The organism is Alterinioella nitratireducens (genome assembly GCF_013155465.1).
GTDB lineage: Bacteria > Pseudomonadota > Alphaproteobacteria > Rhodobacterales > Rhodobacteraceae > Alterinioella > Alterinioella nitratireducens.
Genome location: NZ_JABJVX010000010.1, coordinates 42,291 through 53,620, shown reverse-complemented (window position 1 = coordinate 53,620; position 11,330 = coordinate 42,291). Strand labels below are relative to the sequence as shown.

Here is an 11,330-nt window from a genome sequence, read left to right as displayed (position 1 = left end):
GGCTCATCATTGGCAGCTGCGGGCATATTGGCGCCCGTCGCGGGAGGCCCCGAACCCGTTCAGTGCCACGGTCAGGCCGAAATCCGTTGCCGGGGCCAACGTAGCGGAGGTTGTGAACCGACGCGAGAGCGAAAACTCCACATCGACGCATTCGGTGGCATAGGTCACGGCAAGGCCCGCGCGGGTGGGTTCATTGGCCTCGAAATCGTAGCGCCAATCGACGGAGGCGCCCCAGGGGCTGTCGAATTCATAGGCCGCGTCAAAGGCCCATTCAGCGCTGTCCTGCGGACGACTCTCATCGTCATCGGCCTGCAACCAGGTCAGCGAGGAGGCCACTTCGAATTGCGCCCCCTGCCAGCCGAGCGAAAACTCGTTCGAGGTGACGTTGAATTCATCGCTGAAGATGGCCCGGTTCATCAATAGGAAGCTCTGGCCCATCTCGACTGAGGCCGAGACCAGCCAGTCCGACCGCCGACCATCCAGGCCCGAGCCTTGCGTGAACTGCCGGTAGTTGTCGTCGCGCCAGACCCGGCCCACGGTAACGCCGAGGTTCCAGCCAAGCGGATCGTCGCGGGTATAGGTCAGGCCGAAGGCCAGCCGCTGGCCGATCTCGTGCCCGTCCGCGCCCGGAAAGCGGTTGAGCGAGAAGAGGTTGCCCTCGTCGAACTCCACCACGCCGCTATCCTCGTTCGGGATCAGTGGAGTGTCGTCGGGCGACCAGACATATTGCAGCACCGGCTCGATCAGATGCGACACACCGTTTGGATTGGCACGCACCAGCGGCCAGCGCAGCTCTGCCGCGACAAAGGGCGTGGTGCGGGTGACGGGACCGTCAAACCGATTGTCTTGTCGAATATCGTAGATATCCCCGATCCAGCCTAGTTCCACCGCGGCGAGCACGCCCGCAGGTAGCACCCAGTCACGCCGCCAGTTCGCCTCCAGGCTAAGCCGCGTCACGTCGCGCCCCAAGTCGGGTGAAGGCTCAGGGAGGTCGGAGTCGGACCGGCGCTGGTGGCTATGGGTCGACAGGCCAAGTGTGGCAATGCCGCCAATGTAATCGGGCGCGTAGCGGCGGATGATCTCGGCATCCGTCATCAGTGTCGGCAGGGTGAAGTTGTTATCCGCGTCGCGCAGCGACCGGAACCGGGTGACAGAGGCTTCGATATACTCGTCGCGCCGGGCGCGGGCCACGGTGATATGGCTGTTCAGCCGGTCCTCGTCCGAATAATCATAGGTCAGAAGATAGGCCGGGTCGGACACGGTCTGATAGTCAAAGGTCAGCAGGAAATCGCGCGGCAGGTCGAACCAGCCGGTGGCAAAGAGGTAGGAGCGCGGGGTTTCCTCGTTCAATTCGTCCCAGGACATCGCGCCGTTCAGTTCCACGAACCCGTTGCGGAAGGCCTGGCGATAGCGCATCTCAAGCGTCTGGCTTTCACCAAAGGTGACATAAGGCGTCACCGTTACATCGGCATGATCGCCGAGCGTGATGAAATAGGGCACCCGGATGCCGGTGCCGATCTGGTTGTTGGCGCGGATCTGCGGCGTCAGGAACCCCGTGCTGCGCTCCAGCGTGGGATCGGGCAGGCGCAGGCGCGGCAGATACATGATGGGGATGCCGGCGGCGCGGAACTGCGCCTCCTCGAAATAGAGCTGGCGTTCCTCGGTGTCATGCACGATGCGCCGCGCGCGGATCTCCCATAGCGGCACAGGGTTGGCCGCGCAGACCTGGCAGGACGATGCGATGGTCTGGTAAAGCTGCGTGTAGCGGCCATCGACGCGGTTGATCTGGGTCGCGGCGATCTGCAATTGCCGGTCCAGCACCAGGCGGGCCGATTGCAGCACGCCCTGCTGCAGATCGCGCGACAGCTCGGCGAAATCGGCCAGGATGATGGTGCTGCCATCGGCCTCGGTCAGGGTGATCGGCCCCTCGACCGTGATCAGGTCGTCGGTGCCGTCATAGCGGATGGCGGCGGCCTGAAGCCGGGTGCCCCGGTACAGGACCTCGACATTGCCCGCCGCCACGACGCTGTTGTTCAGCCGCGCGAAACGGATGTCATCGGCGATCAGCGTCGCGGGCAATTGTTGTTGCGCGGCGGCGGGCAGGGCCAGCACCAGGTACACGGCAATCAGGCGGAGAACGCGCATCATCCGTCCTCCGTATGGAACAGGAAGCCGAGCGACAAGAGGATCGCGGCAAGCGGCGGCGTCCAGGCCGCGACCGCGACGGGCAATTGGCCGGATTCGCCCAGGACCTGCGCGAAGCTGCGCAAGAAGAAGATGCCGAACCCCAGAAGCAGCGCGAAGAGGACCATGATCCCGGTCTTGCCGAACCGCGTGTGGCGCATGGTGAAGCTGGCCGCGATCAGCACCATGGCGGCCAGCATCAGCGGGTTGGCCAGTTCCGTCATCAGCCAGACCCGGTGTTGCAGCGCCGCGAAGCCGGCGGCGCGCAGCTGCGCGATGAAGCGGGGCAGCTCGTAGATCGGCACCGTCGAGGGGCGCCCGAAACTGTCGCGGATCTGGTCGCGGGTGAGGGTCGAGGCCAGCGCATAGGTCTCGTGCGTGACGGCCTCGGCCTCGGGGTTGGCCACGGTCAGCGGCCAGATCTTGGCGCCCGCCATCTGCCACGCGCCATCGACCAGCGCGGCGCGGTCGGCGTCGATCCGGCGCAAAGCCTGGCCGCCCTCGTCATAGACGAAGAAGCTGGCGGCAAAAAGCTCGGTGCCATCGGCATTGGCGCGTGCGGCCCGGATCACGGTCTGTCCTGCCGCATTGCCCTGCCTGAGCCAGAGCCCCTCGCCCGAGACCGACAGCGTGCGTTCCTCGCCGGTTTGGAATTGCTGGATCGTGACCTCGTATTGGCGCTCGGTCGCGGCGACCAGCGGGTTGATGATCAACAGGCCGATCAGCCCGATCAGGATCGACATCAGCACCGGCGAGATGGTCGATTTCAGCGCCGAGCGCCCCGAGGCCCGGACCACCACCAGTTCCGAAGTGCGCGAGAGCGACAGGAACAGCACCAGCGTCGACAGGATGATGAAAAGCGGCAGCATCCGGTAGAGCGCACCGGGCAGGTTCAGAAGCGCCAGTTGAAACGCCTGGCGCAGGCCCGCATCGGGGGTGCCGATGGCGCGCAACTGTTCGGCCAGGTCGATGGGCAGCAGGATCGCGATGAACACGGCCAGCACGATCACGAAGGACCGCAGGAACCGCCGTGCCAGGTAGACATGCAAGATCATGCCGCCGCCCCCCCGCGCCTGCGCGATCCCCGCATCGACAGCGTCACCATGAGGGCGGCCACCGCCGCCGCCAGCGCCGGTTGCAGATAGGCCAGATGCGCCATGCCCTCCTGCCGCGAGCCGATCGCCTCGGCGGCGTTCCAGGACATTTGCAGCGGCACGATCAGCGCGACCGCCAGCAATATCTGCGGCCAGATGCCAAAGCGCGAGAACGCCCCCAACATCAATGTCGCCGCCGCGATCACCGGCACGAAGATCACGAACAGGCTGCGTGCGATCCGGTCATGGCCCGCAAAGCGGAAGGCGGCAAGCGTTGACCCTTGCGCCTCGGCGACCGCGCGCGGGGCCAGCAGAAGCGCGGGCGTCGACATCTCGCGGATCGACAGGATGCGGCCCGTGGGGGCCTCGATCAGCCCGGCGATATCATAGGTGAAATCCTCGAACTCGACGGTCGAAAGGCGCTGGCTCGCGCGGTCCACATTCTGCGCGATGCCGTCGAACATGACCAGCCGGGGGCCGTCCTCGGTCGAGACCAGCAGCGCGCGCCGGGCGGTATAGGTCGTCTCCACATCCGGGGCCGAACGGTCCTGCAGGAAGACGTCACGAAACTCGCCCAATTCGGTGATGGCGCGGATATAGACGGTGATGCCGTCGGTGGGGTGGATGAACTGCCCCTCGCGCAGAAACCGGCCGGTCATGTCGCGGCTGACCTCGTAGCTGCGCTCCATCAGCTGCGCGCGGGCGGCGGGCACCAGCAGATGCGCCAGAATCGCGATGAGGAGCCCCGCGATGATTCCGAACACCCAGACCGGACGCAGGAGGCGCAGCGCCGAACAGCCCGCCGTCTGCATGACGACCAGCTCGCTGTCGCCGATCATCCGGTTGGTGACATAGATCGCCGCCACGAAGGCCGAGACGGGCAGCACAAGCAGGATGATCTGCGGCAGGGAAAGAGCCGAAAATTCAAGGAAAACCCGCAGGTTCTGCCCGTCCGAGATCAGCGTGTCGAACAGGCCGACGGCGCGGTTGACCCAATAGACCGAGACCAGGACGATGGAGAAGAAGCTGAACAGCACCAGAAGCTGCGACAGGATATACCGGTCATAGCGCCCCACGATGCTGCCCTCTCGACTGCTTGTTAACAGATTGCCTTCAAGCCGGTTTTAGTCCAATCGCCGCCACAAGGACAGGCATATCTGGCCAAGGCGTTCCACTAGGCCTAGTGTCCCGGACAAATCCAGATTCCCCGCAAGAGGCAAGCCATGACCAAACCGATCTCGCTGACCCTGACCACGACCGATCTCGACGCGCTGGCGGGCGCGGAAGGCAAGCTGGCCATCGTGGTGACGCCCGATGGCAAGATGGACCAGCCCGCGCGCCGGGTGAACCGGTTGACCAAGGGCGCGGTGGCGCGCCTGACCGAATCGAAGAAATGGGAGAAGATGAAACCCGGCGAAGGCTTCGTGATCGGCTTTCCCGTGGGGCTCGCCGCCGAGGCGCTGAGCGTGGTCAAGCTCGACCGCCGCCCCAAGCTGGACGAGGCGCGCAAGGCGGGCGCGGAGCTGGCCAGGTTCAAGGGCGACGCCGCGCTGACCCTTGCGGCCTCCAACCAGGGCAGGCTGGACGAGCTGGCGCTTGGCCTGATCCTGCGCGGCTACGCCTTCACCACCCACCAGACCGAGGAACGTGACGCGATCCAGGACGCGCGTTTCATGGTCAACAAGCCCGAGGAGCAGGAGCAGGCGCTGGCCAGCATCCGCGCCCGCGCCGAGGGTGTGTTTTTCACCCGCGACCTCGTCAGCGAACCCGCCAACGTGCTGACCACCCAGGAATTTGCCGACCGGCTGGAGGCGATGCGCGATCTCGGCCTCAAGGTCGAGGTGCTGGAGGAGGACAAGTTGACCGATCTCGGCATGGGCGCGCTTCTGGGGGTGGGGCAGGGCTCGGAAAGCCCCTCCAAGGTTGTCGTGATGGAATGGACCGGCGGTGGCGACGAGGCGCCCCTGGCCCTCGTTGGCAAAGGCGTGGTGTTCGACACCGGCGGGATCAGTCTGAAACCGGCGGCCGGCATGGAAGACATGACGATGGATATGGGCGGTGCGGGCGTGGTCTCGGGCGTGATGCGGACGCTGGCGCTGCGCAAGGCCAAGGCCAATGTCGTGGGGCTGGTGGGGCTGGTCGAGAACATGCCCGATGGCCGCGCGCAGCGCCCCGGCGACGTGGTGCGTTCGATGAAGGGCGACACGATCGAGGTGATCAACACCGACGCCGAGGGCCGCCTCGTGCTGGCCGATGTGCTGTGGTACGCGCAGGAGCGTTTCCGCCCCGCGGGCGTCATCGACCTCGCCACCCTGACCGGCGCGATCATCATCGGGCTGGGCCATGAAAACGCCGGGGTCTTCTCGAATGACAACGGGTTTGCCAACAGCTTCCTGCGGGCGGCACGCGCCGAGGAGGAAGGCGCCTGGCGGCTGCCGCTTGGCAAGGCCTATGACAAGCTGATCAAATCCGACATCGCCGACATGAAGAATACCGGCGGGCGGCCCGCGGGCTCGATCACCGCGGCGCAGTTCCTGCAACGCTTCATCAAGGAGGATTGCCCCTGGATCCACCTCGACATCGCCGGTGTCGCCCACGTCAAATCCGACACCGCGCTGGCGCCGAAGGGCGCGACCGGGTGGGGCGTGCTGGCGCTCGACCGGCTGGTGCGCGACGGGTATGAGGCGGACCCGGCAGCGGATGGGTGAGGCCTATTTCTACCACCTGACGCGCTCGGCCCCCGAGGCCACGGTGCAGGCGCTGGCGGTAAAATCGCTGGCGGCGGGCTGGCGCGTGGCGGTGCGGGCGCGCTCGCAAGGACTGCTCGCGCGGCTCGACGACCTTCTCTGGCTGCGGCCCGAGGATGGGTTCCTGCCGCATGGCAGGGCGGGCGGCCAGCATGACGCGATGCAGCCCGTCCTGCTGACCACCGGGCCGGACGCCCCCAACCGCGCCGATTGCGTGATCGCGCTGGAGGGGGCCGAGATCAGCGCAGAGGAGGTGCGGGCACAGGCGCGGGTCTGCATCCTCTTCGACGGCAATGACGAGGCGGCACTGACCCAGGCGCGCGGTCAATGGAAGGCCCTGACCGGGGCCGGATGCGGCGCGCAATACTGGTCGGAAGCCTCCGGCCAATGGCGCAAGGAACACGAGAAACCGGCATCCTGACAACCATGCAATACACTGAAAATTCGACTAAAATTGTCCTTCTTTGTTCTGCAAATATCCCGGGGAGCGCGAGGGGCTGGCCCCTCGCTGCATGACCTCGGCCCCACAGCGGCCCGTCCAAGGCGTCAGCGCGACAGCACCATCTGCCCGTCCTCGATCGCGATCCGGTCGAACCGGTTGAGATAGGACATGCCAAGCAGGCTCTCCTGCATCGGCGCGCCATTGACGACCGCCGGAACCTGGCGATCCTCGATATCGCCCAATACCACGCGGTCCAGCCGGATGCTGGCGGTCTGCACCATGCCGTTCGCCGTCATCGCGCGGCTGTTGTAGTTCAGGCCCGCGACGTCGATCCCGGCCCGGCCCGCATCCTGCGGTGTCAGCACAACTTCGCTGGCGCCGGTGTCGATCACGAAACGGGTCGGCACGCCGTTCAGGTCGAGCGTCAGGTAATAATGCCCGTCATAGGCGCGCGGCACCACGACCTCACCCGTGCCCGTGACCACCGATTGCTGCGGCACCAGCGAATTGCGCAATTCCGGCCACAGCCCGACCGAGGCGATGGCGCCGACGAAGATGAAGCCCCAGATCAGGGCATATTGCGCCACCCGTCCGATCTGGTGCCGATTATACGACACCAGCGAGCCAAGGAGCGCGATCGCCAGGAGGCCGAGATAGATGAGCGAGGCAATTTCGGCTTTTTCCATGGGGGCCTGTAACGTCGCGAAAGGGTCAGCCCCTCATATAGGGCATTTATCCCTTCATATCACCTGCATTTGCAAGATTCCGTCGATCACGAACTGCACCGACAGCGCCGCCAGCAACATGCCGAGGATGCGCGTGACCACGTTGATGCCGACGGGGCCAAGCAGACGTTCCATCGTCGGTGCCAGCAGGAACGAGATGAAGACCAGGACCAGAACCACGAACATCACCAGGTGGATGGCCAGCACATCCGTCGCCGCGATCCCGTCCGCGCCCGCCAGCAAGATCATGGTGGCAATCGCGCCGGGGCCTGCCAGAAGCGGGATGGCCAGTGGAAAGACGGAGGGGTCGTCATGCTCATCCGCCTCATCGGCCTGGCCCTGGCGGCGCTGGGTGCGCCGCTCGAAGAGCATGTCCAGCGCGGTGAGGAACAAAAGCAAGCCGCCCGCGATGCGGAAGGCGGGCATGGAGATGCCGAGAAAGGCCAGCAACTCGTCGCCCGCCAGCCCGAACACGGTCAGAAGCCCGAAGGCCACGACACAGGCGCGCAGGCCGACGATGCGCCGCCGTCGCGCGCTCTGCCCCTTGGTCAGCGCGATGAAGAGGGGGGCCAGCGCCACCGGGTCGATGATGACCAGAAGCGAGACGAAGACGGTGATCAGCTCCGAGGTGCTCATGCTTCCGCCGCCTCCAGCCGCTCGATGGCCTTCAGCCACAGCGCCTCGGCACGTTCCAGACCGTCCTCGACCTCGTTGAACTTCTTCTGCCAGACCGCCAGATCGCCCGCATTCGCCTCGTCATAAAGGCCCGGATCGGCCAGTTTCCGCGACAGCTTCTCGCGCATCTCGGTGATCTTCTCGACCCGTGCCTCGCATTTGCGCAGCTCGGCGCGCAGCTCCAGCAACTGGTCGCGCGACGGGCGCTTGGGCCTGGGCGCGGCCTGTTTCTTCGATTTCGGCGCGGCATCGCCGGTCAGCAGCAACTGGCGATAGCTTTCCAGATCATCCTCATAGGGCGTCACCCGGCCATCCTTCACCAGCCACAGCCGGTCGGCCACCATGCTGAGAAGGTGCATGTCGTGGCTGACCAGGATCACCGCGCCGGTATAGGCGGTCAGCGCCTCGACCAGGGCCTCGCGGCTTTCGATGTCGAGGTGGTTGGTCGGCTCGTCCAGGATCAGCATATGCGGCGCGTCGAGCGTGGCGAGCAGCAGGCTGAGCCGCGCCTTCTGCCCGCCCGAAAGTTTTGCCACCACGGTTTCCGCCTGATCCGCGCCAAGGCCGAACCCGGCGAGGATGGCGCGCAGCTTGGCGGGCGTATGCTCGGGCCGGGCGCGGCGCAGGTGGTCGAGCGGCGTTTCGTCGATGAAGAGCTCATCGACCTGGTGCTGCGCGAAATAGCCGACGCGCAGTTTGCCGCTTTGCGTCTTCTTGCCGTCCATCACATCAAGTTTGTCGGCCAGAAGCTTGGAAAAGGTGGATTTTCCCTCGCCGTTGCGGCCCAGAAGGGCGATACGGTCGTCCTGGTCAATGCGCAGGTTCAACCGGCTCAGCACCGCGCGCTCGCCATAGCCAACGGCGGCGCTGTCCAGTTGCACGATGGGCGGCGAAAGTTGCTCGGGCTCGGGGAAGGTGAAGGCGCGGAAGGCGCGTTCCTGGGGGCTGGAGATCGGCTGCATCTTCTCCAGCATCTTCAGCCGGGATTGCGCCTGCTTGGCCTTGGACGCCTTGTAGCGGAAGCGGTCGACATAGGATTGCAGATGCGCGCGCCGGGTTTCCTGTTTCTTGGCATCGGCGGCGGCAACGGCCAGCCGCGCGGCACGGGTCTGCGCGAAGGTGTCATAGCCGCCCTGGTAGAGGGCCAGCTTGCGGTCTTCCAGATGCAGGATGTGGTTCACGGCGCGGTTCAGAAGGCCCCGGTCATGGCTGATCACCAGCACGGTATGCGGATATTTCGCAAGATAGCTTTCCAGCCACAGCGCGCCTTCGAGATCCAGGTAGTTGGTCGGCTCGTCCAGAAGCAGCAGATCGGGGGCCGAGAAAAGCACGGCGGCCAGCGCCACGCGCATCCGCCAGCCGCCGGAGAAATCGGCGCAGGGCTGCAACTGTTCCTCGGGCGTGAAGCCAAGCCCGCGCAGGATGGTGGCGGCGCGCGCTTCGGCCGACCAGGCGTCGATATCGGCCAGCCGCGTCTGCACCTCGGCGATGCGGGCGGGGTCGGTGGTGCGCTCGGCCTCGGCCATCAACTCGGCGCGTTCGGTATCGGCGGCCAGGACGGTGTCGATCAACGAGGTCTGCGATGACGGCACTTCCTGCGCGACACCGCCGATGCGGGCGCGCGAGGGCAGGGTGATGGCGCCCGTCTCCAGCGCCAGTTCCCCCCGGATCAGGCGAAAGAGCGTCGTCTTGCCGGTGCCGTTGCGCCCAACGATGCCGACCTTGTGCCCCTCGGGGATGGTGGCCGAGGCATGCTCGATCAGCGGGCGGCCCGCGACGGAATAGGAGATATCGTCGATGCGTAACATGGGGCGCGGTGTGACCTGCGCGTAGGGACATGTCAATTGGCGGCTTTTCTTGGCTGCGGCCCCATGCTAGGGGCCGCGCAAACCAACCAATTAGCGGAGCATGACCCCATGGCGCTGGAACGCACCTTCTCGATCATCAAACCCGATGCCACCAAACGCAACCTGACCGGCAAGATCACCGCCAAGTTCGAAGAGGCCGGCCTGCGCGTCGTCGCCTCCAAGCGCATCCAGATGACCCTGGCGCAGGCGCAGGAATTCTATGGCGTCCACAAGGATCGTCCGTTCTTCGGCGAGCTTTGCGAGTTCATGATCTCCGAGCCGATCGTGGTGCAGGTGCTGGAAGGCGAGAACGCGATTGCGAAGAACCGCGAAGTGATGGGCGCGACCAACCCCGCCGAGGCCGCCGAGGGCACCATCCGCAAGGAGTACGCGCTGTCGATCGGCGAGAATTCGGTGCATGGCTCGGACGCCCCGGAAACCGCCGCGGTCGAGATCGCCTTCTTCTTCTCGGGCCTCGAACTGGTCGGCTGAGACGACGAACGATGATGGAAGCGGACCGTCCTGGGTAAGAGGGCGGTCCGTTTTCGTTTCGCGCCGGGAAAAATCTTGGACAAGATTTTTCGGCCCGGAAGAATTTTGTGGCAAAATTCTTCCGGCTACCGTCGCGCGATTACGCCGATCTCATCCAGCACCTTCTCGAAATCGGATCGGCCCTTGTCGAAGCTCTCGGCTTTCAGCGCGTCGAAACGCTTGCGCAGCGCGGCCTTCTCGGCCCCCTTGCAATCGTTCCAGGGGCGTCCCTGCAAGGCCATGTGCAGGACATAATACCCGATGAAATGCGGTTGCGTGCCGGTCTTCAACATCCGCGCATAGGCGGTGTCGGCCCCGACCTCGCGCAGGGTTTCGGCATCCGCGATCTCGGCGCGCATCAGCGCCTCGGCGAAGGCGGGGCCGATATTTCGGATCTCGGTCAGGTCGGTGGGCATCGCATCCATCCGGGAAGGAACGCCCGCGAGCCTATCAGATGCTGGCCCAGTCGCGGAAGGTGACCGGCGGTTCCTTCTTCTTGGGATCAGCGGAACGGGGCGCCTGTTTCGGTGCGGGCTGCGGGTTGGGCATGGGTTTGCTCCGGTTTTACTGCTTGCTGCCTGCGCATCAGCCTGGGGCCGGAATGTGGCGAGGATGGGGCAGAGGGGGCCGCAGATGGAAACAGTGCGACCGGAATGCCACAACTGGCAATCGCGCGGTCTGGCGAGGGGACGCAAGGCCCCTGCGGCGCAAGCCAGCAGTTTCACTTTTCCAACCTATCCAAAAGGATAGGTCGCCGGTGTCCGCCTCTGACTCCCGTCGATTCGACGATTCGACGCGGATTGATCACGCTTGGGAACCAAAGGCGGGATTTTCGGCGGATTGAGAAATTGGAAACTCTCGGGCAGGCCCGCCACATCGCCGCCACAGTTAACAGACCGTTTCGTCTTTCGTGCCAATTCGCTGTTTTCCAAAGGGAAACAGTTCTCAGGCGCGCGGATCAAGATGCGCCGCTCGGCGGCTGTGGATAACTTTTGCGGTTCGGAAGAAAACCAAAGATGTTTCAATTGGTTAAGGACTGGCCCGCAAATGGAGACTTTGTGCAAGGTTGTCTTCCCTGGCGAAAC

At 65.1% G+C, this 11,330-nt stretch carries 10 protein-coding genes; 3 read left to right on the top strand and 7 right to left on the bottom strand.

Going from position 1 to position 11,330, the window contains the following annotated elements; all coding sequences use genetic code 11:
* Positions 1 to 6 precede the first annotated feature (6 nt).
* The 3 genes from HNS34_RS15465 to lptF are packed head-to-tail and all read right to left on the bottom strand — an operon-like array spanning position 7 to position 4,354.
* Positions 7 to 2,148 (bottom strand): LPS-assembly protein LptD, encoded by a 2,142-nt coding sequence (locus HNS34_RS15465; protein WP_235952760.1) that lies wholly within the window; start codon positions 2,146 to 2,148, stop codon positions 7 to 9.
* Positions 2,145 to 3,239 (bottom strand): LPS export ABC transporter permease LptG, encoded by a 1,095-nt coding sequence (gene lptG / locus HNS34_RS15460; protein WP_172321000.1) that lies wholly within the window; start codon positions 3,237 to 3,239, stop codon positions 2,145 to 2,147. Before lptG ends, HNS34_RS15465 begins: the two co-directional genes overlap by 4 nt.
* Entirely contained in the window at positions 3,236 to 4,354 is a 1,119-nt protein-coding gene (gene lptF / locus HNS34_RS15455; protein ID WP_172320999.1) for an LPS export ABC transporter permease LptF, read from the bottom strand. The genes lptG and lptF overlap by 4 nt, the downstream gene beginning before the upstream one ends.
* A gap of 147 nt (positions 4,355 to 4,501) precedes the next feature.
* Between lptF and HNS34_RS15450 the strand changes: the two genes are divergently transcribed.
* Complete coding sequence (locus HNS34_RS15450; protein ID WP_172320998.1) at positions 4,502 to 5,986, top strand: leucyl aminopeptidase; 1,485 nt, start codon at positions 4,502 to 4,504, stop codon at positions 5,984 to 5,986.
* Complete coding sequence (locus HNS34_RS15445; RefSeq protein WP_172320997.1) at positions 5,979 to 6,446, top strand: DNA polymerase III subunit chi; 468 nt, start codon at positions 5,979 to 5,981, stop codon at positions 6,444 to 6,446. Before HNS34_RS15450 ends, HNS34_RS15445 begins: the two co-directional genes overlap by 8 nt.
* Before the next feature lie 125 nt (positions 6,447 to 6,571).
* Here the strand turns inward: HNS34_RS15445 and HNS34_RS15440 are convergent, their stop codons facing one another.
* Genes HNS34_RS15440 through HNS34_RS15430 form a run of 3 tightly spaced genes read right to left on the bottom strand, consistent with a single transcriptional unit; the run spans position 6,572 to position 9,675 of the window.
* Positions 6,572 to 7,153, bottom strand: a complete 582-nt coding sequence (locus tag HNS34_RS15440) for a retropepsin-like aspartic protease family protein (protein ID WP_172320996.1) — start codon at positions 7,151 to 7,153, stop codon at positions 6,572 to 6,574.
* A 54-nt stretch (positions 7,154 to 7,207) separates the two neighbouring features.
* The gene (locus HNS34_RS15435) at positions 7,208 to 7,828 is read right to left on the bottom strand and encodes a MarC family protein (RefSeq protein WP_172320995.1); all 621 of its coding nucleotides are present in this window, start codon (positions 7,826 to 7,828) and stop codon (positions 7,208 to 7,210) included.
* The gene (locus HNS34_RS15430) at positions 7,825 to 9,675 is read right to left on the bottom strand and encodes an ABC-F family ATP-binding cassette domain-containing protein (RefSeq protein ID WP_172320994.1); all 1,851 of its coding nucleotides are present in this window, start codon (positions 9,673 to 9,675) and stop codon (positions 7,825 to 7,827) included. Before HNS34_RS15430 ends, HNS34_RS15435 begins: the two co-directional genes overlap by 4 nt.
* Positions 9,676 to 9,783: 108 nt before the next feature.
* On the opposite strand from HNS34_RS15430, the gene ndk reads away from it, so the two are divergent.
* Positions 9,784 to 10,206 carry a nucleoside-diphosphate kinase gene (gene ndk, locus HNS34_RS15425; protein ID WP_172320993.1) on the top strand — a complete coding sequence of 141 codons (423 nt, stop codon included), beginning with the start codon at positions 9,784 to 9,786 and terminating at the stop codon, positions 10,204 to 10,206.
* A 125-nt stretch (positions 10,207 to 10,331) separates the two neighbouring features.
* Here the strand turns inward: ndk and HNS34_RS15420 are convergent, their stop codons facing one another.
* Positions 10,332 to 10,661 (bottom strand): TfoX/Sxy family DNA transformation protein, encoded by a 330-nt coding sequence (locus tag HNS34_RS15420; protein WP_172320992.1) that lies wholly within the window; start codon positions 10,659 to 10,661, stop codon positions 10,332 to 10,334.
* Positions 10,662 to 11,330: the final 669 nt, after the last annotated feature.

What these genes read in the sequence shown, in the direction of transcription:
- lptG (WP_172321000.1), bottom strand. Translation starts at nt 3,239, where the DNA reads ATGATCTTGCATGTCTACCTGGCACGGCGGTTCCTGCGGTCCTTCGTG.
- HNS34_RS15440 (WP_172320996.1), bottom strand. Translation starts at nt 7,153, where the DNA reads ATGGAAAAAGCCGAAATTGCCTCGCTCATCTATCTCGGCCTCCTGGCG.
- HNS34_RS15450 (WP_172320998.1), top strand. Translation starts at nt 4,502, where the DNA reads ATGACCAAACCGATCTCGCTGACCCTGACCACGACCGATCTCGACGCG.
- ndk (WP_172320993.1), top strand. Translation starts at nt 9,784, where the DNA reads ATGGCGCTGGAACGCACCTTCTCGATCATCAAACCCGATGCCACCAAA.
- HNS34_RS15430 (WP_172320994.1), bottom strand. Translation starts at nt 9,675, where the DNA reads ATGTTACGCATCGACGATATCTCCTATTCCGTCGCGGGCCGCCCGCTG.
- HNS34_RS15465 (WP_235952760.1), bottom strand. Translation starts at nt 2,148, where the DNA reads ATGATGCGCGTTCTCCGCCTGATTGCCGTGTACCTGGTGCTGGCCCTG.
- HNS34_RS15420 (WP_172320992.1), bottom strand. Translation starts at nt 10,661, where the DNA reads ATGCCCACCGACCTGACCGAGATCCGAAATATCGGCCCCGCCTTCGCC.
- HNS34_RS15445 (WP_172320997.1), top strand. Translation starts at nt 5,979, where the DNA reads ATGGGTGAGGCCTATTTCTACCACCTGACGCGCTCGGCCCCCGAGGCC.
- HNS34_RS15435 (WP_172320995.1), bottom strand. Translation starts at nt 7,828, where the DNA reads ATGAGCACCTCGGAGCTGATCACCGTCTTCGTCTCGCTTCTGGTCATC.